This is a genomic window from Pedobacter frigoris (assembly GCF_032678645.1).
Lineage (GTDB): Bacteria > Bacteroidota > Bacteroidia > Sphingobacteriales > Sphingobacteriaceae > Pedobacter > Pedobacter frigoris_A.
Map to the genome: position 1 here is coordinate 552,979 of NZ_JAVTSP010000001.1, position 23,130 is coordinate 576,108.

Annotated in this window: 18 protein-coding genes; 5 read left to right on the forward strand and 13 right to left on the reverse strand. The window is 37.5% G+C overall.

The window, feature by feature from the left end:
* Positions 1 to 35: 35 nt before the first annotated feature.
* The 4 genes from R2Q78_RS02400 to R2Q78_RS02415 form a co-directional block, all read right to left on the reverse strand.
* Complete coding sequence (locus tag R2Q78_RS02400; protein WP_316788529.1) at positions 36 to 1,730, reverse strand: trypsin-like peptidase domain-containing protein; 1,695 nt, start codon at positions 1,728 to 1,730, stop codon at positions 36 to 38.
* An 11-nt stretch (positions 1,731 to 1,741) separates the two neighbouring features.
* A complete protein-coding gene (locus R2Q78_RS02405; protein WP_316788531.1) occupies positions 1,742 to 5,608 on the reverse strand; it encodes a TIM-barrel domain-containing protein in 3,867 nt (1,288 codons plus the stop codon).
* Between the two features lie 397 nt (positions 5,609 to 6,005).
* Positions 6,006 to 6,857: an HD domain-containing protein gene (locus tag R2Q78_RS02410; RefSeq protein ID WP_316788533.1), complete on the reverse strand. Its 852-nt coding sequence runs from the start codon at positions 6,855 to 6,857 to the stop codon at positions 6,006 to 6,008.
* Between the two features lie 137 nt (positions 6,858 to 6,994).
* On the reverse strand, positions 6,995 to 7,249 hold the full coding sequence (locus R2Q78_RS02415) for a hypothetical protein (RefSeq protein WP_316788535.1): 255 nt from the start codon (positions 7,247 to 7,249) through the stop codon (positions 6,995 to 6,997).
* Between the two features lie 82 nt (positions 7,250 to 7,331).
* Here R2Q78_RS02415 and dinB point away from each other — a divergent pair, with 82 nt between their 5' ends.
* Positions 7,332 to 8,411, forward strand: coding sequence for a DNA polymerase IV (gene dinB, locus R2Q78_RS02420; protein WP_316789988.1), 1,080 nt, complete (start codon positions 7,332 to 7,334; stop codon positions 8,409 to 8,411).
* 144 nt (positions 8,412 to 8,555) lie between these two features.
* A complete protein-coding gene (locus R2Q78_RS02425) occupies positions 8,556 to 9,134 on the forward strand; it encodes a hypothetical protein (protein WP_316788537.1) in 579 nt (192 codons plus the stop codon).
* 426 nt (positions 9,135 to 9,560) lie between these two features.
* Here the strand turns inward: R2Q78_RS02425 and R2Q78_RS02430 are convergent, their stop codons facing one another.
* Positions 9,561 to 10,619 (reverse strand): patatin-like phospholipase family protein, encoded by a 1,059-nt coding sequence (locus R2Q78_RS02430; RefSeq protein ID WP_316788539.1) that lies wholly within the window; start codon positions 10,617 to 10,619, stop codon positions 9,561 to 9,563.
* A 296-nt stretch (positions 10,620 to 10,915) separates the two neighbouring features.
* A complete protein-coding gene (locus tag R2Q78_RS02435) occupies positions 10,916 to 11,482 on the reverse strand; it encodes a porin family protein (protein WP_316788541.1) in 567 nt (188 codons plus the stop codon).
* A gap of 140 nt (positions 11,483 to 11,622) precedes the next feature.
* Here R2Q78_RS02435 and R2Q78_RS02440 point away from each other — a divergent pair, with 140 nt between their 5' ends.
* Positions 11,623 to 12,345 carry a class I SAM-dependent methyltransferase gene (locus R2Q78_RS02440; RefSeq protein WP_316788543.1) on the forward strand — a complete coding sequence of 241 codons (723 nt, stop codon included), beginning with the start codon at positions 11,623 to 11,625 and terminating at the stop codon, positions 12,343 to 12,345.
* A 13-nt stretch (positions 12,346 to 12,358) separates the two neighbouring features.
* Here R2Q78_RS02440 and R2Q78_RS02445 read toward each other — a convergent pair whose 3' ends face one another.
* Complete coding sequence (locus R2Q78_RS02445; RefSeq protein ID WP_316788545.1) at positions 12,359 to 12,694, reverse strand: cupin domain-containing protein; 336 nt, start codon at positions 12,692 to 12,694, stop codon at positions 12,359 to 12,361.
* Positions 12,681 to 13,283, reverse strand: a complete 603-nt coding sequence (locus R2Q78_RS02450) for a GNAT family protein (protein ID WP_316788547.1) — start codon at positions 13,281 to 13,283, stop codon at positions 12,681 to 12,683. Before R2Q78_RS02450 ends, R2Q78_RS02445 begins: the two co-directional genes overlap by 14 nt.
* A 317-nt stretch (positions 13,284 to 13,600) precedes the next feature.
* Here R2Q78_RS02450 and R2Q78_RS02455 point away from each other — a divergent pair, with 317 nt between their 5' ends.
* Positions 13,601 to 14,407 carry a murein L,D-transpeptidase catalytic domain family protein gene (locus tag R2Q78_RS02455; protein ID WP_316788548.1) on the forward strand — a complete coding sequence of 269 codons (807 nt, stop codon included), beginning with the start codon at positions 13,601 to 13,603 and terminating at the stop codon, positions 14,405 to 14,407.
* Between the two features lie 58 nt (positions 14,408 to 14,465).
* On the opposite strand, the gene R2Q78_RS02460 is transcribed toward R2Q78_RS02455, so the two are convergent.
* From R2Q78_RS02460 to R2Q78_RS02470, 3 genes are read right to left on the reverse strand one after another with little or no spacing between them, the layout of a single operon-like run.
* Positions 14,466 to 16,184, reverse strand: coding sequence for a protein-disulfide reductase DsbD family protein (locus R2Q78_RS02460; protein ID WP_316788550.1), 1,719 nt, complete (start codon positions 16,182 to 16,184; stop codon positions 14,466 to 14,468).
* 7 nt (positions 16,185 to 16,191) lie between these two features.
* The gene (locus tag R2Q78_RS02465) at positions 16,192 to 16,638 is read right to left on the reverse strand and encodes a protein-disulfide reductase DsbD N-terminal domain-containing protein (protein ID WP_136834962.1); all 447 of its coding nucleotides are present in this window, start codon (positions 16,636 to 16,638) and stop codon (positions 16,192 to 16,194) included.
* Positions 16,639 to 16,694: 56 nt separating this feature from the next.
* Positions 16,695 to 17,747 (reverse strand): PLP-dependent cysteine synthase family protein, encoded by a 1,053-nt coding sequence (locus R2Q78_RS02470; RefSeq protein WP_410478466.1) that lies wholly within the window; start codon positions 17,745 to 17,747, stop codon positions 16,695 to 16,697.
* A 278-nt stretch (positions 17,748 to 18,025) separates the two neighbouring features.
* On the opposite strand from R2Q78_RS02470, the gene R2Q78_RS02475 reads away from it, so the two are divergent.
* A complete protein-coding gene (locus tag R2Q78_RS02475; RefSeq protein ID WP_316788555.1) occupies positions 18,026 to 18,490 on the forward strand; it encodes an Lrp/AsnC family transcriptional regulator in 465 nt (154 codons plus the stop codon).
* Between the two features lie 44 nt (positions 18,491 to 18,534).
* Here the strand turns inward: R2Q78_RS02475 and R2Q78_RS02480 are convergent, their stop codons facing one another.
* Both R2Q78_RS02480 and R2Q78_RS02485 read right to left on the reverse strand, forming a co-directional pair.
* Complete coding sequence (locus tag R2Q78_RS02480; protein WP_316788557.1) at positions 18,535 to 19,947, reverse strand: efflux transporter outer membrane subunit; 1,413 nt, start codon at positions 19,945 to 19,947, stop codon at positions 18,535 to 18,537.
* Positions 19,934 to 23,128, reverse strand: coding sequence for an efflux RND transporter permease subunit (locus R2Q78_RS02485; protein ID WP_316788559.1), 3,195 nt, complete (start codon positions 23,126 to 23,128; stop codon positions 19,934 to 19,936). The genes R2Q78_RS02480 and R2Q78_RS02485 overlap by 14 nt, the downstream gene beginning before the upstream one ends.
* Positions 23,129 to 23,130: the final 2 nt, after the last annotated feature.

Sequence of the window (23,130 nt, forward strand, 5' to 3'; positions counted from 1 at the left end):
ATCAACAATCACTTATATTAAAGACTGTTGAGATTTTATAATGAGTCTTTTAAAAAGTCATATATTGTTCCCGCTGGAATAGTCAGAATGCTTGTTCTGCTAAATCTGGCGATATTAATTCCGTAAAACCGGCCATTGGCATCGAACAAAGGCCCGCCACATTCCGCGGCAGAAATTGCAGCATCGTGTGTAAATACGCTTTTGAAATCATCGAGCCTGATACTTTTACCACCTTCTATTTTATCAGCTGGATGATTGCCTCTTACCGGCACAACGGTGAGTGCTACCGGAAGACTATATGGTACACCTTTGCGTACGCCCTGAATGGAAATTGTGTCGCCCGGAGCATATTTCATGATCTCAGCACCATACTGTGGCGGCTGGCTGATCGGAGTACCATTAATACCCGTGATCTGATCTTGTAATTCTAATTTATCTGCTGCCGGACTACCTGGAGTAACCCGTGTTAAAATAATCTGTTGATTGATAAAGGTTGCATTCGCACCAAAATAACCCGAACTGAATTTCCTCGGTAAAGAGAAGAGTTGACTACCGAGTACGCTAACTTTGCTAGTTTGGCCAGGCAAAGCTGAAAGTAGAAACTTCCCAAGTTCATTAAACTGAATAGCCGATGTATCCTTCAGCATCTTTGCGGTAATGCCTGTTTTAAGTTTCTTTGGCAACTGAAGTAAGACAAGATCGCTGCTTTTATCACGGGCAACGACAACTGCCTTTATCAGCTTTCCTGAACCAAGATTAACGATAGGATTGTTGCCGATCAAAGTGCTTTTACCGATAATAAAACTACCGCTCCTCATACCGCTTTTTACGAGCATCTTATCCAATAGAAATAAGGCACCTAAGGCTTGTTGTTCTTTTCCGTTAAGCACACTCTTAATGACTAAACTCGTTCCTTTAAATTTAGATTCCAAATTCAGAAATTGATTACCTATGTTTTCTAATGCAGGTATGGTAATGATCTTGTTGGCGAAAGGGTCTGATAAAACATCGTTCTCTTCATCGGGTAGTTTATCGTAGTCTATGGATTTATTTAAGGCAGTCCAATATTTTCTGTACAGATCGACCGGTACTTCAAAGTTAACATCTTCCGGTTTATCTATTCGGCTGTGAAGGGCTATTACACGTCCCATGTAATCGAACAAAGGACCTCCGGAATCACCGGGCTCCATTTTGCAGGTAGACTGTACGAAGCCCCATTGCGTCATAGGTACAGAAATCCGACCAAATCTTACACTAGGTTTAGACTGGCTTAATGTTTCTGGGTAGGCAATGCTGACACAAGGTTCGTTTGTCTTGAGACTCGAAGACCAACCCATTTCTGCGAAAGGCCATTTTCCGTTGCCAATGATCTTCATCATGGCCACATCCGGCAGGTTCTGCTTCTCTTTGAAGCCTATTCTTCCTAAGGCAACAGCAATTCGCTCCTGACCATCAGGGAAAAATACTTTATAAGTATTGCCCGGCACGGTAGCATGGGCCGCTGTAAGGATATGTCCTTCGGCTGTTACCACTACCCCGCTAAACTGAGCACTATTTTGCTGCTTCTTTACAGTGTCATATCCCCACATCCTCACACTGGCGGAATATGCTTTAGACAAAGCCCCGGAAGTAATCTTTTCCAGGGCTTTATAATCAAATGACTGACTGTAAGTTTTCGTGCTAAAAGCAAGCGAAGCAGAAAAAATGAATAGAATTAAACATTTTTTCATAAATGCAGGTCTTAGAATTTAAGTGAATTTAAATTCTTGTCGACCAGCAATCCATCTACAGCTTTAAGTTCAAACTTAACTTTACGTTTAGCTTTTAATTTCAATATAAACAAATCAGAAGTGCCTGTCAGTGCTTCTTTTTTACCCAGATTTACAAAAGTTGGATATAAAGATTTAACACCATTGGTATGTAACCTGTCATAAGTCAGATTATCCAGATTTTTCATATTTAAAGCTTGTACACCTACAAATTCATAATCCTGAGGATTGTAAGGCAATGCAAAACTTAATGCGTTTACGGACATAAGATCAACACCTTTTACTTTAACTTCAATGATCTCATCTTTGTTATAGTTTTGTTTTACTGTACTGATTTGAAGTTTACCTGCCAACTTATCAACTTTACGGTTGTCAACACCGCCCTCAAGCTGAGTCGCCATTACCGAAATGTCATAAGCATCAATCAGGTTATTCTTGTTGATATCGCCATTACTGATATAACCTTCAAAATCTGCATCCCCTTTTCTTAATCCGGTATAATTAGTATAAGAAGTCAGGTCATTCTTATCGATCAAACGGTCATTGTTAATATCACCAGGAAGGTAGCTTTCAGTACCCGGAACTTTGAACACATATAACTCACGACCTGATCCGTAATCGCCAACACCTGCAGTAACATTGATTTTTATATAACGGGCTGACGGATGACCTGCGAAATTGAAGATTTTCACTGCATCTGTATTTTCCCAATCAATCGGACCAGCTTCTGTCCAGTTTTCTTTATTGTTGCTATATGATACTGTACCCTTCAATAAGATACCATTGCCTTTTCCTGAACGTGGCAGGTAGTGGAATTTGTCCAATTGATTGATTGTTTTCAGGTCTATAATCATCTCAAAAGGAACTGCTTTGGTACTATATTTAGTGTGCCATGTAGTGCTCTCATCAAAATCAAATAGCTTGTTAGTTCCTGCTCCACCCTGGTTATCTACACTCGTTTCGGCTACAATGCCCTGTATTGCAAATTCTAAAGGATTAGATTTAGTAGTAGCTTTAATCTCGGTCCAGTCGGAATAGCCATCTTTGTTCACCGCACGCAGCTTAAATGTATATGGCGTGATGGCCGTTAACCCTTCGAATAACAGTGCAGTATCCTTAATGGTGGTATAGTTCATGCCATTAAAGTCAATTTCATAGTAATCGGCATTGCTAACTTTTGTCCATGTTGGCTTCAATGTATACGCCTCAGTGTTTTTATCTGTAATGCGGGCATTTAAAGGAGCAGCAAGCGGACCTGTTGATATGCGTTTTCTATCTGCAGGATCAAATTTGAAACCTTCAATAGTAGCAGTTACCGGATTTATGGTAATGTCTGTAGCGCCTACTTTAACCAATACCTGAGGATTTTTAGCGATGATTACTTTTTCAAATTCACTTCCTTTAGTTGAGAACCTGTTTAAGTTAGGAGTCGCGTCATAGAAATATACATTGTCTTTGCCTACAAATTCTTCCTTAGATTTTGCTTCGACCAGCTTCACTTTATTGTTTCCGATCTTCGCACTTATCTTTTTTGGTTTTGCAGTTACATTAACGACGAATTCCGTTGCTTTTTCTTTTACAAAACCATCGAAATTACCTTCAGCAGGACGAACGGTTACGATAGCGCGGTTCTTTTTGTCAACTTCAAGTTCAATCAAGTTAGACACACCTTTGCCTAATTTATATTGCTCCGTCATTCCGTCATCATCATATTCTTTGAACGATGTTTTTCCTGCGGGATAGAGCTCATAACTACGGATCCCTTTGTTGATCTCAGTTACGTTATTGTTGGCATTTGCCATAGGTATAATAGCTCCGCTTTTAACGAATACAGGAAGTTTCCACAATGGGGCATCAAAGTTATTTACAATGTTATTCCCAATATATTTCTCACCTGTAAAATAATCATACCAGATACCTTCAGGAAGGTAGATCCCATTGCGGATGTCATTTCCTGTCTCATCTGATTGTGTAGCCTGATAGATAGGTGCCACTAGGAAATTAGGACCATATAAAAATTGATATTGAGTTGCGGTTCCCTGCGTATACGCATTTGGATACTCCAGAAACATCGCTCTGATTATCGGCAACCCTGCAACCGCTTCTCTTGCAACGCTATAAGTGTAAGGTATTAACTCTGATTTCAGCTTAAGGTAATTTCTGTTGATTGAAGTAATCGGCTCACCCAATGCTTGAGGGTATTTTTCATTAGAACCCCATCCATCCATATTTAGCTGCATTGGAGTAAACGTTTTCCATTGGAAATCCCTGGTATTGATGATGGTATTTTTACCACCAAAAATTCCATCCATATCAGAAGTAATATTTGGTTGTCCGGATAATCCGGAGCCTAAATAAGTAGGAATATGAAAACGAATGTATTCCCAAACACCACCAGTCTGGTCGCCAGACCAAATACTTGCATAACGTTGTGTACCAGCCCAGCCATCTAAAGATATAATGAAAGGTCTGGCATCGTTTCCGTATTTAGGTATGATCTGACCTACATCACTTACACCGTTAAGTCCGAATGAGTAACCAGCCCCTACCCATGCTACGTCAGTTTTCAATACACGTACACCAGCATCTTTAACTTCTTTTATAATGTCGCGTTGTAACAGGGCGCTTATTTCTGGTTTAGGGTGAAGGTCAGACTGCGTCCACAATCCTATTTGAACACCATTTTTACGCGCATAATCACCTAAGTTTTTTAGGTTTTGGATATTTCCATCCAAAGTTTCTGTTTGTCCGTAACCAGCACCATAACCATCGTTTGGAAGTATCCATCCGAATGGCATATCATTCTTTTTATATCTGTCTATAACCGCACGTGCAGAAAACTGATAATTGTTCTTTTCACCATTAAGAGATTCTTTTGTACCCCCGTTATCTTTTTGACTCTCTTTATAGCGCTTACCATCTTCAAAAATAATTCCTTTTTCATCTTCCTTCCAGAAATCCCTGTTATAGGCATTTAAATGACCTTGATAAAAACCAAATTTAGGTAACAAAACAGGATTACCTGTCAACTGGTAAAAGTCATTTAACAATGCTGAAGGACCATCACCAGCCATAAAGAATACATCCAGATAATCGGTTTCGTGTGATAGTTTTACAGTTCCTTTTTCTTTTGCTCCAAAGTCATATTTACCTTTTTTAAAAGTATACCACATGAAACCGTAGCCATTGGACGACCAATAATAAGGTGCAGGAGAAGCTACTCCACCATCTGTCCAGCTATTTTGATTTTCTATAGAAATTGATTTTCCTTTGTGTGAGAAACGTCCGTTTTGTACGCCACCACCGTAAAAATACTCCTGAGGGTTCTCTTTTAGTGTCAGTGTCACCATTCCTTTCTCAAAATTAACAGGAGCTACTTCTTCTAGAAGAACAGCCTTGGTCTTTTGATTAATGATTTTTAAAAGGGTCGTATTTTTGTCTATCTGAACAGTAATATTATCTGTAGAAATGGTAACAATGCTATTCTCATCCTTTACGTTTAGATTTGAGACTGCTTGTCTTGGATTCTCAACAAGTATTTTGGCTTCTGGCTTAGCTTCGGGATCACGTATAGTGCCGCCGGTATTGTCCTGGAATAACCTGAAGATATTATTACCATAGAAGTCTAATGTCAGCTTCTGATTATTTGAAAGCAATACCTCAACAACAGTTGAGCTTATTTTCTTTGCACTAATAACTTTCTGATTTTGCTGCGTGACAACTTGTACAGTATGTGTTTTTAATGTTGCGAATGCTGGTGCACCGGACGTCAGTAAGGGAATGGCCAATGCAAGTAAAAGTTTGTTTTGAGGTTTAGAGCTCCAGAGTGTGTTTATCATAATTCTTTTAGTAAAATTTCTTCGACACCTCCCACAGACAAGAACCAAATCATATTCAGGCACATGTCATTCAGGAAGTCTTCGTTGAAGCGGCCAATATAGAAATTATCTGTGGTTTTTATTCCGGTAGAATTGTATTATTCTCGTAGTAAATCTATACAAACCCTATATAGATTAAATGGTATTTAAAGTATTTTAATGATTATAAAATTTGTTTTTTATTTTTACCTTCATCAAATTTTAAATATGGAACATCAACAATCGGCACACGGATTACAAATTACACTTGTTTTATTAGGGTTAGTAGTTATTATCTTGGCTACTGCATTCTATTTGTCTTTCATCAGAAAGAATAAAACTCCACATTCAGGACATCACTAAGATCCTGAATGTGAGTTTAAATCAGCGCATTTAATTGCCTGTTTTTCATTTTCAAGCCCATACCTTTCTTAACAAAAACATCAAAATCTCTTTGTTGTCGGATTGCTTTTATACCTTCATATCCTGAAGCTGTGCTTCTAATTTTATTGAGCAAATAAGTATCATCTTTTGAAAGATCATCGGCCGATAATTCATTTTTCTCTAGGCCCTTCTTAATTAGTTCTGTTAATTTCCTGTTGGCATAGACATGTAAAGGAAGATTAAATACTTCATCAATCAATTTTTTATAGAGTTCATTAATCCACTCCGCTTTTTCTGTGTTGTTAATTGCAATGCTTCCATTTTCAATACTAAGGTATTTGATAAAGTCTCTGGCTGCTGAGCGGGTAATTAAACCAGCATGATAGGAGTCCCTGATGGTATAATCTATACGATCTGCGCATAAGCCAGGCAATTCTTGTTCAAGGATCAGAAAGTTTCCATTTAGTATTTGATCAAGAGTATAGCCATGCCAACCTAGTATCTCAGGTATATCTGAATTCTTTAGGGTATGTTCAAAGATTTGTTCATGATAATTTTCCTCTGCATTGCCGAACACATAATCACCTACATGCGAAAAAGCAGTATGGGAAATATCATGTAGTAAGCCTGCTATCTGTTCTAATTCTGAACCTCCCAGCTTCCTGATCAGGATCGTCACTCCAATAGAATGTTCAAGTCTAGTGTGGGAGATATTGGGATTGACCAAAAAGATAGCACCACTTTGATGTATTCGTCCCAGTCTTTTGACTGCTATTGAGTTCATAAGGTCATCAAATATACCCGGAAGTTCTATTTTGCCGTGAAAAATATCATTTACTAATATCATACATAACTAATTCAGTATGCAATAATACTAAAATAATTAGTTTTAATTTAGTAAATTGCGACAATATTTTTTGTTATAATCTATTTTTTACTAAAAATAATAGCTGATACATTGATAAAAGGTTGTAGAATCCCGACTTAAAGATGATTGTTTTCCAACGTTTCGATTTGTTTTCCGATTTCATCTACCAGTTCCTGACTGATGTGGTCTTTACTTCTCCATTTGAGTGTAGTACTTCCTATTATAGGGTAAATATGCCCAGTCCTCTCTCCATTGATATAAATCACATAATCGCCTGGCTTTGTGATCTCAACACGAACTGCCTGAGGTTCACCACTGATCTCTATCGTGAATTCGTGCGGATTAAGATCTTTATTTTGTGTATTTTCCATAGTGCTGCGTTTTATTTTCTAGAGAACACGAAGCAACAGGCATTGTTTCATTTGAATTGGGATTTGCTTAAATTTATCAATGATGAAGAAGATAATCCATATTGATATGGATGCATTTTATGCATCAGTAGAGCAAAGGGATTTCCCTGAATATAAAGGTAAAGCTATTGCAGTAGGCGGATCGCCAAGTGGCCGTGGTGTAGTTGCGACCGCAAGTTATGAAGCCCGCAAGTTTGGTGTTAAATCCGCTATGCCTTCCCGACAAGCGTTACAGCTTTGCGCTGAATTGATTTTTGTAAGACCCAGATTTGATGCTTATAAAGCCGTTTCTACTGCGATAAGGGAAATATTTAGCAGATATACAGACATCATTGAGCCCTTATCTCTTGATGAAGCTTATCTTGATGTAACAGAAGACAAACTAGGTATTGGTTCGGCATTGGAAATTGCTAAGCAAATTAAACAGGCTATAAAAGATGAACTTAACCTTACTGCTTCCGCGGGCGTATCGTCAAGTAAATTTGTGGCAAAGATCGCCTCTGACATGAACAAGCCTGATGGATTGACATTTATAGGTCCTTCAAAAATAGAAGGTTTTATGGAAATGCTGCCGGTTGAACGTTTTTTTGGTGTTGGTAAGGTAACTGCAAAAAGAATGAAAAGCATGAGCCTGCATACTGGTGCTGATCTTAAAAGGTTATCGGAAGATGATTTGGTAAGGTATTTCGGTAAAAGTGGAAAATTCTATTTCAAAATTGTAAGAGGGATTGATGAGCGTACGGTCAGATCAGAAAGGACTATTAAATCCCTTGCTGCTGAAGACACATTTGAACATGATCTGATTACAGTTGAGGAGATGCATACCGAACTAAGAAAACTGTCAGATAAAGTATCCTCGAGGATGGCAAAGAATCAGCTCAAAGGGAGAACAATAACTCTTAAAATAAAATATAGTGATTTCAAACAAATTACTCGCAATCAGTCATTTTCTAACGCAATTGGAGATTATCAGGATATCTTTGACACCGCTGTATCACTCCTTGAAAATGTTGATCTTGAGAATAAAAAAGTAAGGTTACTTGGAATTTCGATGTCGAATTTTGGTGACCCTGTAATACATTCCAGGTCTGGAAACCCCGACCAATTGGAATTATTTGACTAAATGATCATCGTTTTTACTACCTGTGACACTAATTTCATTTAATGGAAACAATTAAATTGTATATCTGTAATAGTATTGATTGCTTTAATTACTTAATTAAATTATTACGCTACGTGGTTTCAATCCACTAAAACAATTAAAACTATGAAAAGATTAACTTTGACTTTCGCATTAGGTATCGCAGTGGTGTTTGGAGCAAGCGCACAGATACAAAAAGGGCATGTAATGATGGGTGCCAACATCAGCAAAATAAACTTCGGTTTGGACAAACCAAATGTTTTTGAACTTGAAATCAATCCTAAAGCTGCCTGGTTTGTTCAAGACGGCCTTGCTCTTGGTGGTGATGTATTGTTTGGATTGAGTACTCAAAAAGGTGGTGGTACTGATATCAACTACGGAATAGGTGCTTTAGGTAGATACTATGGTACTACAGGCGCTGATGAGGTCGTAAACAATTCTCGCTTCTTTGGTGAGGCTACTGTGGGAATTAATGGAGTAAATCCAGCTCAGGGCGGTTCTACCAATGGATTAGGATTCAGCTTTGGTCCTGGTTTTACTTATTTCGTCACCCCTTCTATCGGATTGGAGGGCTTACTTAAGTATAATGGGGTTGTCGGTTTTGGCAGTAGTGCTTATGCGCATAGGCTTAGTTTAGGTGTTGGTTTCCAAATCTATTTGCCTGGTAAAAGTACTGCAAGAAAAGTAGAACGCGACATGAATTAATCTGTTTACTTTCTCCTCAAAGTGTAGAGAATATCAACACTTTTAAAATTAAGTATTTTTGACAAATAACTATATACGAGTAACATAGGGAGTATTTTATTTTTAGGCACGATTATGTAATATATCAATTACAAGTATGAGTCAATCATTGCTTTACTTAAAAAAGACCCTAATATCCCTATTTATTAACATCCACAGAAGGCCGGAATATCTGGCCTTCTTGGTTACTGCGTATTTTCTCAGTTGATGGAATATTACCCTTTGGTTAATTTCGTGCATTATAAAATAGCACTTATGATCATGAACATTAAAAAGGGACAAAAATCTGCGACAATAAGATTTGCGCTTGGTATCTTAAAACTGCTTGCTTTCGTATTGTTTGTATTCTGTTTTTACCAGGCTTGTAAAATCACTTCGGTCTAATGGTTATCGTGCCACTCTAAGAAAATCCCAAGGCATTTTAGCACTGGTACGCTTTTGTTCTTCTACCAGAAATTTAGCAATCTGACTGAGCGTGTCTTCATTTTCACTAACGGTCCTATCACCTAAGGCTACAAGTTTTTCTATGTTTGATGGGCTTGCTGCATCAAGACCTTCTTTAATACTTTCAAGACTTCTCGGTTCTACTCTGATATAGTTCTTTTCCTTACCAGCTGAATGGAAAAGCTGCTGAAGAAAGAAGTCGCTGGTTTCCGCTACACCACTCATCATGATATCAACCAATGCAGGAACTATTGCCATTGCACTGCTTTTTTTGAAATGATCATAATCATAAGATTTCCTGGAGCGACCTGTTCCTAATGAAAGTAGGTAAATGTCATTTATTCTGGTCTGATTAAATGCTTTGGTCACTTCAATTAAACCGCTTAATGCAGGATTGGTTGCAAATACCCCACCGTCTAATAATGGATACCTGACATTAGCCAGGGAATGAATCTCTGCGACACTAAAATACGTAGGTGCTGCTGAAGTTGCTCGACACACATCACGAAGATAAAAATCCCTGCTATCACCTCTTGAAATGGCATTTTGTTGTCTAAAGAAATGTGTTTTTCTTAGTTCTATGTTATAAGAACTAATGATACATGGTTTGATGAGCTGACTTAGTTTTGTTTCACCAAAATACTTATGCAATACATTTTCAAATACAGCACTGTTATAACGTTCTCCCGCGAGACCAAGTTTAGCACGTAGACGTTTAAAAAAGCTCATTTTAAATATTTCGTTACCATGTTCTAAGTAAAGATCAAGAGCTGCTTTGGCTGAGAATCTGGGTCTAGTTGGATGGTCTTCAGAAGGACATAACAAAAGGCATGTTAATATCCCGCCTGTACTTGTACCAGCAAAGAAGTCAAAATAGTCTACAATAGCTGCATCAGGGTTTTTACTTTCACGTTTTAATTTCTCTTCAAGCGCAACCAATAGCATTCCAGGAATAATTCCTCTTATTCCTCCGCCATCAATAGAAAGGATCTTCTTCATCATATATTTGGGATTAAAGTAAATATATGTTACTTATTTTTTATACCCAAACAAGTAACGTGATTTGCAACTGCGTATTTACTCAGTTGATGAGAAAATGACCGTATACTATCTTTGTTGCAAGAATTCTACTTCTATCGATGAAAATGATACGTTACTCTTTAGTACTTTGTTTACGACAATTATTTCAACGATAGAATTAAAATATTATCACGCTCTATAAATATCAGATAATCATCTCCTATGAAAAACAAAAGCCAGAATGAATCCTGGCTTTTGTTTTTTTAAGCATTTAATCGTTAAAATATCTTAAATCCTACGGATAAGTTAAATATTCCTGTTTTTTCATCTAATCCTTTATTGATTTTCGTAAAACCTCTGCTATAACGCGCATCCAATGTTAAGCTTCCTATATCGACACCGGCATTGATCACACCACCAGCTGAAAATTTCTTATAATCAAACTGTAACGGTCCCTCTACTTTATTTAATGTATAGCTTAAGTCTGGTCCGGCTGAAATTCTAAAATTTAGAGCCTCGGTATTGACCAGTTTATAGCCAACCATCAAAGGAATGTTTGCTTGTTTAAATTTAGGCTTGTAGTTATTTCCGGCATATGTATACTCGCTTTTAAATGCTGTGTAATTAAGTTCGGGCTGAAAATAGAGATCATTACCTACCCTTGCAAATATCCCAAAATTATAACCTGCTTTTCCTTCTTTGTTCTTCACTTCTTTGAAACTGGTCGGTAGCGTGGCATGATTCACTCCTGCTTTTAAGCCCAGATTAAAACTTGATTGTGCGTTTGCTGCGCTGACTGATATCAAGATCAACACAACCATTAGATAAAATTTGTTCGTTTTCATGTTTTGTTTTTTAGAGTTATTATTCATTTGTATTTTGTGATTTGGTAGTAGGACAACGAACTTTAACTTTACCCCTATGCTTGAATAAAAAAACTTTTAAATGTGTTTAACAATAGCCACATTTGAAGAAAACAATTATTATGAGTACACAATACGCCAACAAAGCAACAAACGATGAGATTAAAACAAGGTTTGACCAGGATGTAGAAAGATTCTCAAACCTCGACACAGGACAATTAACCACCCTGGATGCACCTCTGACAATGGAACTTTGTACTGATGCAGCTAAATTTATTGTTCCGGATGCAAAGGAGTTGTTGGATATTGGTTGTGGTGCAGGAAATTATACATTGAAAATGCTCAGTAAGATTCCTAACCTAAACTGCACGTTAAATGATTTGAGTTTACCTATGCTTGAAAGAGCCAAAGAGCGCGTTTCGCTAGAAACAACCGGAAAAGTAACCACGATACAAATTGATATGCGAGAGCTTGATCTTGCAGATGAGCAATATGATATCATTCTTGCTGCCGCTACACTTCATCATTTGAGAACGGATGAAGATTGGGAACATGTTTTCAGCAAATTGTACAAAGCGCTAAAACCAGGAGGTTGTTTCTGGATTTCAGATCTGATCGTACATGATGCTGAACCACTAAACAATTTATTTCAGAAACATTACGGCGATTATCTGGAGACATTGGGCGGACCGGAATACCGGCAAAAAGTATTTGATTACATAGCATATGAAGATACTCCAAGATCTATAAAATATCAGCTAAATCTGATGCAGCGAATTGGCTTTAGGGATACTGAGGTTTTACATAAAAACTTGTGTTTTGCAGCATTCGGAGGGGTTAAATAACCCCTCTTATGTTTTAAAGAAAATCTTCCCGATGTGGGGTAAAAGAATCTATAAGTATACCTGCTTTAAGACACACACATCCGTGAATTACATTTGGTGGCACATAATAACCATCACCTTTATTTATGATCCTCTTTTCATTACCGATGGTCATTTCAAACGAGCCACTGTCTACATAAGTAACCTGAGTATGGTGATGTTGATGTAATTCTCCAACCGCTCCAGTTTCAAATTTTGCTTTAACAAGCATTATCCTATCGTCATAACCAAACACTTGTCTTTTAATTCCATTTCCAAGATCTTCCCATTGAATTTCATTTTCTATCTGAAATAAGTCACTTTGTAGCATATATTTTTTGTTCTAATTCATATTTATAAGTTTGTTCCCATTCTGATCTTAACATGCTTAGCACTATCGTATCTCTCCTGCTCCCATCTAAACGAATCACATGACTTCTCAGAATACCTTCTTCAGTACAGCCCAGACTTTTCATTGCTGCTATGCTTTTTTGATTTGTAGTATCTGCTGCAAATTCAACTCTTTCAAAGCCCTGTCCGAAGGCAAAGTCAAATAACAGGTATTTACAATGTTTATTCAGCCCTGTTCCCTGGTGCTCGAGTGCATACCATGTATATCCAAGACTAAGGTTGTGCTGATTTAGTTTTATATCATAAAAACGTGTTGAACCAGCATATTGATTTGTACGCTTATCGAATATTATAAAAGGATATTCCTTACCTTCTACACGTGCCTGAAGTGCTTTTTCTATATATATATTTAAATCTTCAGGAGTGTCGGCCTTTAAAGTAGAATATTTCCAGACCGCTGGTTGGCCGGCAACATACACAAGATATTCCAAATCTTCAATTTGCAAAGGACGCAGCAATGCCGTGTCATCTTCAAGGATATAATCTTTTGAGAAATCAAATCGGATCATGGTGCTGGAATGTACTTTTCCTCAAAGATAGATACATTACATCATTTATGGTTAGATAATTTTTATTATAGGCCTTCGGTATCATTAGTTATATTTCACCAAGTTTACGCATGTAAGTTAAGCATCGCAATAATCAATAAATAGTACAGTAAACTCATTTGCAATGAAAAAAGATAAAAGTCATATTAATGCAATACAATCAACTAACTATCAAACATATACATTTTGTTTAACTATTTTTGTTAAAGTCTAAATGCTGCTCATCAATATAATATACTTAATTAACTAAATTATTTATTTGTAGATAACAAGTTTATATGACGAAATGCTTTATTGGAGGGGTGGGTTTTATTGCAATAAATTTCGCTTTAACTATTGTCAGCTGGACATCAACAGCACCAAATAACACAACTCTTTCTGAATTACCGGAAGATAGCTTATATACAAATCACATAACTGATTTGTATAAATCAGCACATCTGGAAGAAAGTGGTTTAAATCCGTCGGTGTTTGAAAAAGCGGTTACGGGGTTTTATAATCTAAAAAAAAACGGAGATGTGTCTTCGGATAAGTCTATATTAACAATTGCGGATTTTGACTTAAATAGTACTAAAAAACGCCTGTGGATCATAGATTTGAATAAGAAAAAAGTATTACTAAATACATGGGTAGCTCATGGCCAAAGAAGTGGGTCAGATATAGCCAGACACTTTTCAAATAGTAACAACTCCTTTCAAAGTAGTATAGGCTTTTACTTAACCGGAGAAGTTTATTATGGACAGCATGGACGTTCGCTTCGTTTAGACGGAATGGATGAAGGTTATAACTCTAATGCCAGAAAAAGATCTATTGTAGTACATGGTGCTGACTACGTAAGCCAAGAAACGATAAATTCATTGGGTAGATTAGGCCGTAGCCAAGGTTGCCCAGCTGTGGCACCAGAGGTGGCAAATATTGTTATTAACACTATTGAAGGTAAGAACGTGCTTTTTATAAATGTGAGCGATCAGCCTTACACTTCGAGATACTTAGATGAACATTTAGCGGCGATGTATACTGCAGCAAGTTTCAATCATACTGATACAATTGATTCCAATCAAGTTGATAGTTTATTGACTATATAACTACCTAATAAATAAAAAGCCTTCAAAATTTTTGAAGGCTTTTTATTATACTGAATGTTTATTTTTTACTCTTAAATGCATCAAGTCCACTTTGAAGATAAGCTGCGTATTCCTTAACGTCCATATTCGCTCCTTGAGGCGGCACCAATGGAGTAAGATCATTTGCAGTAGCCAGCACATATAACGGCTGGGCATTAGATCCATATTTCGTCGCTTGAAGGTCCAGATTCCAGTAACCCAAATCGTCTGTATTACGTTTCAATATCTTAGAATAATGGATTTTATCTTTAGGCATTTTGATGTTGCGATCGTCTGCGTAAAGTTGAATCAGGACATATTCGTCTTTAATTAAACGACCCACTTCCTTATCTACCCATACTAAATCTTCCATTCTCCGGCAATTAACACAAGTATGTCCTGTAAAGTCTAGTAAAACAGGCTTATTTACTGATGCAGCATAAGCAATACCTTCATCCAGATCAAAAAATGCGCGGAACCCTACTGGAGGTTTCAGGTGCTCACCATGTTTAACTTTCGCCGGAAACTCTACAGATGATGTGTTTGATGAAGAAGATGTGCTACCAGGAGTTAAGATAAAGTCTTGTGTATTCATTGGCGGTGCTAATCCACTTAATATGCTAACAGGTGCCCCCCATAACCCTGGTACAATGTACATTGCAAATGAGAAAGATAAAATCGCTATAAATAACCTGGGTGTTGAGACATAAGGCAGATCACTGTCGTGGGCAAACTTAATTCCTCCTAACAAGTAAATACCCATCAAAACAAATATCACAATCCATAATACCAGGAAAATCTCCCTGTCAAACCATTCCCAATGCCAAGCCAAATCTGCCGAAGAAAGAAACTTTAACGCCAGTGCTAGCTCTAAAAAGCCTAAACAAACTTTAACACTGTTGAGCCAACCACCTGATTTAGGCATACTACTAAGAAAGCCCGGGAAAATAGCAGATAAAGTAAATGGTAATGCAAGGGCTAAAGAAAATCCAAACATACCAACAGCAGGTCCCAAAAGTTCACCTTTAGAACTCGCATCTACAAGCAAAGTACCGATAATAGGTCCAGTGCAAGAGAACGACACCAAAGCCAGCGATGCTGCCATAAAGAAAATACCGAGTAAACCTTTACTATTGTCGGCCTTGTTATCAATTTTATTTACAAATGCGCTTGGAAGTGTAATTTCGAAAGCTCCAAAAAAAGAAATTGCAAAAACCACCAGTAAGATGAAGAACAAAAAGTTGAATGTTCCACTCGCACTTAATGCATTCAAACCTGCAGATCCAAAAATAACGGTAATTAACAACCCGAACGCAACATAAATAACAATAATCGACAGTCCATAAATTAACGCCTGACCTATGCCTTTTCCCTTACTTCCGGCTCGTTTCGTAAAATAACTAATGGTCAGCGGAACCATAGGAAATATACAAGGCATCAAGAATGCAAGAAAACCTCCAACTAAACCAGCAATAAAAGTTTGCCAAAGTGTCTTTTCTTTTTCTGTTTTAGTCCCAGATGGTGTACCAGCAACCTTAGTTGAATCAACCTTCGAGATGGTATCTTTAGTTATGGTAGATACAGGTGCAACGCTAGCTGAATCGGGAGCAGATGTAGTATCTGCGCCTATTTCAGTAAACTCCATGTCATCAAAAGTAGTGTCAGCTTGCTGCGCTGACACTAATGTTGACGATCCAAGAAAAAATATTATCCCCAAAACAAGCACCTTAATGCTTGTTTTAATATTTATAAATGTCATTTATTTATTATTTTACGGCAATAGAAAAATCAACAGTTTCAGGTGGAAGGCATTGTGAATCATCACAAACCATATATTCTACAGTACCTTTAACAACAGCATTTGCTCCTGTTAATTTGATTTTTTGTGTAAAGGTTACTGATTTTTCAAAGTAACTCACGTTCATATCAAATGTCTTCTCGAATTTAACAACTGGTTTTGGTTCAGCTGTTTTACCGTTAAGTTTGTAGGTTTTAGCCGGGGCAAAAGTGAATGTTGTTTTTATAGGGCCTCCGTCAGCCATATTTTGCGAATATAAATGCCATCCGTCCTCAATAGTAGCTCTGATAGCAACTACAGCTTCTGTCTTAGAAATTTTCTTTGCAGAGTAAGCCCACTTCACTGGTTTCAAAATCTGACTGCTTGCCGAAAGGCTAAAAAACAGTCCCACTGCTAATAATAATAGGTTTTTCATGTTTATTGTTTTTTTATGTGTTGACAAACTTATAAAATAATTGGTTATAAAAATGGCTATTTTAAACGACAAATAGGTTTGTATCCTGTAAATTTAGTATCAGTTGAGATAAACGATTCCTTTATTGACTCTTCTTTGACCAAATCTGTGCTAAGATATTTTTTATTACTATCGCATAATAATGTTACCACTACAGCTTCGACTCCCATTTTCTCTTTTAGTTTAATAGCTCCAATTACATTTGCACCAGAAGATATGCCGACCGCCAAACCAAGTTCTTTAGCCAGTTTCTGCGCCATAATAATTGCATCACCATCATTAGCCTGAATTATCTCATCTAATTCATCTAACTTAACTATCTCTGGAATAAATTCATCTGAAATACCTTGTATACGATGACTACCAACTTTATATCCAGTTGTTAGTGTAGGGCTTTCTGCTGGTTCCAATGGGTGAATAGTGATGGCTGGATTGTGAGCTTTTAATCTTTTACCTACTCCCATTACTGTACCACCAGTACCAACCCCTGCCACAAATGCATCAGGTGTTAATCCATTTTGCTTTAGCTGTTCCCATATTTCCATACCTGTAGTTTTCTCATGGGCTTCTTCATTATACTGATTTTCAAATTGTCTTGGAAGAAAAACACCACCTTTAGCCGCCAGTTCCTCGCACATTTTGATACTTCCTAAAAATCCACCTTCTTCTTTACTTACCAAAACTACTTCGGCTCCCATACTTCTGATGATATCAATACGCTCTTTGCTCAACCAGTTGGGCATAATGATCTTTACGTTATGGCCAAGCGCCTTTCCAATAGCCGCAAATGCTATTCCTGTGTTACCGCTGGTTGCTTCTACTATTGTATCGCCAGGCTTTATAGTACATGAATTATACGCTTCATACATAATATTCAAAGCCATTCTGTCCTTTATGCTGCCTGTTAAATTATAGTGTTCGCATTTCACATAGATCTTACCAGGCTTCCCTTTGTACTCATAACGCAATTCGAGCATCGGAGTGTTACCTACCAAATGCCATAGGTGTTCAAACTTACTTGCTAAATCGTCGGATAAACATTTAAACGACATTGTTTCATTCATTATCATAATTCTATTTGCACTTTTAGATTAATAAATCAATTTTATGATTCATTAATAATCGATAAAACTCTATATTATAAATCAAATTAACAATGGCATGCGGTTAATTCCGGAAATTATTCGGATTTTTGACAAAATGTAGTATTTTTTTACAGTTTACATTATTAAACAGTGGCAATATTAGTTTTTTTTTCAACTCCATTTTTTAATGCATAAAACCGTATTACAATACTGATAATGAGCACTTAAAATTGTTTAATTTTTGGAATTAATAAGATAGTAATATGCAGACTGAATTAGACCCAGTAGATGTTGAGATTTTAAAGCTTCTACAAATGGATGCTACCCTGACGAATAAGGAGCTTGCCTTTAAGCTTAGTAAATCAATCGCAACCATCCATGAAAGGATAAGAAGGTTAAAAGAGCAGGGTTATATCAAACGTATTGTGGCAATTCTCGACAGGAAGAAAATCAATAAAAATCTTATTGCATTTTCACAAGTTCTTTTAAAAGAACATACAGCCAGTACATTGTATGCTTTCGAAAACGACGTTGCGAAATTTAGTGAAGTTATGGAGTGTTTTCAAATGACGGGAGCATTTGATTTTATCCTCCGTATAGCTACAAGCGATATGGATTCTTATCATTTATTCCTTCGGAATAAGTTGGCAACATTACCTAATATAAGTACAGTTCAAAGTTTCTTTGTACTGTCTGAAACAAAAAGTGAAACAGCTTATCCTCTATAATAATAAAGGGTGATCAATGATGATCACCCTTTATTATTATGTTACTATATACCTCCTCCGAGTGAACGATAAAGTTCCACTGATGCGTTTAATCTGGCTGTCTTAATTGCTGCCAACTCTAATTCGCTTTGTAATGAATTGCTTTGTGCAGTAATTACTTCAAGATAGGTCGCCATTCCATTATTAAATAACAGATTAGCATTCTTTACAGCTTGTTGTAAAGTGATAACACGTTTTTGTGAAATATCATACTGGACTTTTAGCTTTTCAAGTTTTACCAGCTCATCCGACACTTCTCCAACAGCATTGAGTACTGATTGCCTAAACTCGATCACGATTCTCTCTCTGTCGACTTTCGCAAGTTCATATTGGGTCTTTAATTCTTTTCTCTGAAAAACCGGCTGAGTAATCCCTCCAGCTACCATACCAAATAGTGACGCTGGCACATTGAACCAGTTGCTTGCTTTGAATGAATTAAGTCCACCGCTCGCTGTGATGATCAGCGAAGGATACATATTTGCTTTACTAATGCCGACCTTAGCGTTGGCAATATTTAAAGATAGCTCTGCACTCCTAACATCCGGCCTTCGGCTTACCATGTCAGACGGTAGTCCGGCTGACAGGTAATCTGGTACTTTTGTTGACTCCAGACTAGACGAACGTGCTACTGGGCCAGGTAAATGACCGGTAAGAATTTTTAAAGCATTCTCCTGTATTGCAATATTTTGTTCCAATTGAGGAATAAGCTGTGCTGCAACTAATTGTTGTGCCTCTGATTGCTGAATTGCCAGTGAAGTGACCTGACCTGCATCAAATTGTATATGGATCATCTTCAGCGTACTGTCGCTCAACGCCAGATTTTTCTTAGCTACCGACAATTGTGCATCCATCATCAGTAACAGATAATAACCTTGGGCTACACTGGCAATTAATCGGGTTTGCACCGCTTTTTTAGCTTCTATGGTCTGGAGATATGTAGCTAACGCAGCTTCTTTTTGGTTTCTGATCTTACCCCATATATCCGCCTCCCAACTTAATCCCAGATTAGCATTGTAATCCTCAATGTGTTTCGTACCTAAAAACTGACTGGAGGTTAATCCATTTAGGCTGTTATTTGATGGCCTGTTTGAATTTGCTGCAATTTGGAGATTAATAACAGGCAGGTTTCCTAATTTGGATTGTCTGAATAATAAGTCTGATGCTTCAATGTTTTTTAAAGCCAATTGTAAATCATAGTTTCTGGAAATTGCCGTATCTATGAGTTTTTTCACCTCTGTATCAGTTATAAAATCCTTAACTGGAATTGAGGCAATACTAATTGTATCAGCTATTTCTGCACGCCCTCTATATGCAACAGGTGTAGCATCAACAGGTTTTAGAATATCTTTTGATACTTTACAACCGCTAAATACCAATGTGATAAGCAGAAATTTATATATATAATTATGCGATTTCATGAATGAGTTCTTTAACGTGATTTTCATTGTGAACAACAGGTGTTTTTGTTTTAGGGCTAATCCGCTCCTGTAGGTATTGGAAAACAACAAACAATACCGGGATAATAAATAAACCTATAACTACTCCAGACAACATCCCTCCCGCTGCACCAATACTAATAGAATGATTACCTTGAGCTGAAGGGCCGGTTGCAATACTCATTGGGAATAAGCCAACTACAAATGCGAGTGAAGTCATAATAATTGGACGAAGTCTAAGTTTAGCGGCTTCAAGAGCTGCTGCTACTAATGGTTGGCCAGCTCTTCTTCTCTGCGCTGCAAATTCTACGATCAAGATTGCATTTTTTGCGAGTAAGCCGATGAGCATTATTAGTGCAACTTGTACATAGATATTATTTTCTATACCAGTAAGACCTATGGCTATAAAGACTCCAAAAATCCCTGTCGGAATAGAAAGAATGACAGCAAGAGGAAGGATATAACTTTCATATTGTGCTGCAAGTAAGAAATAGATAAATATCAGACACAACATAAATATGATGGTTGATTGCCCGCCTGAAGATATCTCTTCTCTTGTTTGTCCTGAAAATTCATAAGCATAGCCAGATGGTAACTGTCGTGATGCTACTTCTTGTATAGCTTTAATTGCATCGCCCGAACTAAAGCCTGGCTTAGGAATTGCATTTACCTGTATGGAGTTAAATAGGTTGTAACGCGAAGCTGTTTCTGAACCATATACCCTATTTAACTTAACCAAAGTATTAACAGGTACCATTTCCCCAGCGTTATTTTTTACATATACCCTATCTATTGATGCAGGATCTGCCCTGTCTGCAACATCGGCCTGAACAATTACCCTGTAATACTTACCAAAGCGATTAAAGTCTGAAGCCTGTGCGCTACCAAAATAAGTTTGCATTGTTTGCAAAATATCTTTAACACTTACGCCAAGCTGATCTGCTTTTTCATCATTTATTTCGAGCTGTAATTGAGGATAATCAGCTTTAAAAGTTGTAAAGGCTACTGCAATTTCTTTCCTTTTCATCAGTTCTCCGATAAAACCATTCGCTACGCCGCTGAATTTATCCAGTTTTCCACCAGTTTTATCTTGTAAAACCAAATCTAAAGCTTCTACATTACTGAATCCTGGTACAGTCGGAAAACTAAATACAAAGAAACTACCGCCGGTAATACTCCCTAATTTAGCTCGCACAAGATCCATGATCGCATTGATCTCTTTGACTTTACCTCGTTCTTCAGTAGGTTTGAGTAGTACAAAGCACACTGCGGATGAAGGACTCGTTGAATTTGTCAATAAGTTAAATCCAGAAATTGCAGTTACAAATCTTGAAGCATCAAGTTCGTGCAATGCATTTTCAGCTTGGGTCATTACTTTTGATGTACCCTCCAGGGATGTACCTGAAGGTGTATTCACGGCGATAGCTATGAAGCCCTGATCTTCGGTAGGGATAAATCCTGATGGCGTATTTTTAACCATCCATATAGTTGCTAATGTAACGACAACAAGACCTCCCATACTGACCCATTTATTGCGGATTAAGAATTTCAGCCCACCAACATACCTATTGGTTATCGCTGCAAAACTGCTGTTAAATCCTGCAAAGAATTTCTGACTGAACCCCTTCTTAATTGGTGCTTCTTCAGTTTCACCCGTCCCATGATTATCTTTCAGGAATAATGCAGCAAGTGCCGGACTTAATGTCAATGCATTTACAGCAGATATCACAATAGCAATGGCCATAGTAAATGCAAATTGCCTGTAAAACACACCTGTAGAACCTTCCATGAAACCTACGGGTAAGAATACAGCTGCCATTACCAAAGTAATAGATACAATCGCTCCTGTAATTTCATGCATAGCCTCAGTAGTAGCGGCTTTTGGAGAAAGTTTTTTATGTTCGATCTTTGCATGTACTGCTTCAACCACCACAATTGCATCATCTACAACGATACCGATCGCCAAAACCAGAGCAAATAAAGTCAGGAGATTAATAGAGAAACCAAATAGCTGCATGAAGAAAAACGTCCCCAATATGGCAACTGGAACGGCAATAGCTGGAATCAGCGTAGAACGGAAATCTTGAAGGAAAATAAATACTACGATAAATACGAGGATGAATGCCTCTATCAGTGTATGTTTCACCTGATCTATTGACTGATCAAGAGCAACTTTTGTACTGTAGAATATATTGTGCTTAATGCCGCTAGGAAAATCTTTAGCAGATTTTTCCATCAACTTGTTTATTGCAATCTGAATCTCGTTTGAATTGGAACCAGCTAACTGAATCACGCCAATAACAACTCCTTTTTTACCATTCAGGCGTGTAAGACTGGAATAAGAATAAGCTCCAAATTCTATTCTTGCTACGTCTTTCAGACGAAGTATTGTTCCATCGGTATTAGCACGGATAGCTATATTTTCATACTCTTCCGGTTTGTTCAATTTGCCTTTGTATTTGATTACATACTCAAATACTTCATTGCTTTTTTCTCCAAAGCGTCCGGGAGCTGCCTCCAGACTTTTGTCTTGTATCGCTCTCATGACATCATTAGGTGTCACCTGATAAGTAGCCATTTGAGTCGGATTTAGCCAGACTCTCATTGAATAATCTTTTACCCCACCAAAAATGCTGGCAGCACCGACTCCAGGGATACGCTTGATCTCTGGAATAATATTGATCTGGGCATAATTAGCAACAAATGTCTGATCATATTTACTTTCGTCTTCAGTAAACATCCCAATTGCCATAATGAAACTATTCTGTTGTTTTGCCGTAATCACCCCTTGTTGAACAACTTCTGCAGGCAGCTGACTAGTCGCTTGTGCTACTCGGTTTTGAACATTTACAGCGGCTTGATCAGGATCTGTACCTAATTTAAAGTATACTGTGATAGCTAATGAACCGTCGTTACTAGCCGTTGAACTCATGTAGCTCATATTTTCAACACCGTTTATTGATTCCTCAATTGAGGGAGCCACTGAACGTAGAACAGTTTCAGCATTCGCGCCTGGATAAACAGCGGTAACCAATACAGATGGTGGTGCGATATCTGGAAACTGTTGTAAAGGTAATTTGGTTAGACCAAGTACTCCCAGAATCACCAGGAGTATGGAGATCACTGTAGCCAATACGGGCCTTTGTATAAAAATTTTAAACATTA

Coding starts and splice junctions, on each gene's coding strand:
- R2Q78_RS02400 (WP_316788529.1), bottom strand. CDS start 1,730: ATGAAAAAATGTTTAATTCTATTCATTTTTTCTGCTTCGCTTGCTTTT.
- R2Q78_RS02405 (WP_316788531.1), bottom strand. CDS start 5,608: ATGATAAACACACTCTGGAGCTCTAAACCTCAAAACAAACTTTTACTT.
- R2Q78_RS02410 (WP_316788533.1), bottom strand. CDS start 6,857: ATGATATTAGTAAATGATATTTTTCACGGCAAAATAGAACTTCCGGGT.
- R2Q78_RS02415 (WP_316788535.1), bottom strand. CDS start 7,249: ATGGAAAATACACAAAATAAAGATCTTAATCCGCACGAATTCACGATA.
- dinB (WP_316789988.1), top strand. CDS start 7,332: ATGAAGAAGATAATCCATATTGATATGGATGCATTTTATGCATCAGTA.
- R2Q78_RS02425 (WP_316788537.1), top strand. CDS start 8,556: ATGAAAAGATTAACTTTGACTTTCGCATTAGGTATCGCAGTGGTGTTT.
- R2Q78_RS02430 (WP_316788539.1), bottom strand. CDS start 10,619: ATGATGAAGAAGATCCTTTCTATTGATGGCGGAGGAATAAGAGGAATT.
- R2Q78_RS02435 (WP_316788541.1), bottom strand. CDS start 11,482: ATGAAAACGAACAAATTTTATCTAATGGTTGTGTTGATCTTGATATCA.
- R2Q78_RS02440 (WP_316788543.1), top strand. CDS start 11,623: ATGAGTACACAATACGCCAACAAAGCAACAAACGATGAGATTAAAACA.
- R2Q78_RS02445 (WP_316788545.1), bottom strand. CDS start 12,694: ATGCTACAAAGTGACTTATTTCAGATAGAAAATGAAATTCAATGGGAA.
- R2Q78_RS02450 (WP_316788547.1), bottom strand. CDS start 13,283: ATGATCCGATTTGATTTCTCAAAAGATTATATCCTTGAAGATGACACG.
- R2Q78_RS02455 (WP_316788548.1), top strand. CDS start 13,601: ATGACGAAATGCTTTATTGGAGGGGTGGGTTTTATTGCAATAAATTTC.
- R2Q78_RS02460 (WP_316788550.1), bottom strand. CDS start 16,184: ATGACATTTATAAATATTAAAACAAGCATTAAGGTGCTTGTTTTGGGG.
- R2Q78_RS02465 (WP_136834962.1), bottom strand. CDS start 16,638: ATGAAAAACCTATTATTATTAGCAGTGGGACTGTTTTTTAGCCTTTCG.
- R2Q78_RS02470 (WP_410478466.1), bottom strand. CDS start 17,747: ATGATAATGAATGAAACAATGTCGTTTAAATGTTTATCCGACGATTTA.
- R2Q78_RS02475 (WP_316788555.1), top strand. CDS start 18,026: ATGCAGACTGAATTAGACCCAGTAGATGTTGAGATTTTAAAGCTTCTA.
- R2Q78_RS02480 (WP_316788557.1), bottom strand. CDS start 19,947: ATGAAATCGCATAATTATATATATAAATTTCTGCTTATCACATTGGTA.
- R2Q78_RS02485 (WP_316788559.1), bottom strand. CDS start 23,128: ATGTTTAAAATTTTTATACAAAGGCCCGTATTGGCTACAGTGATCTCC.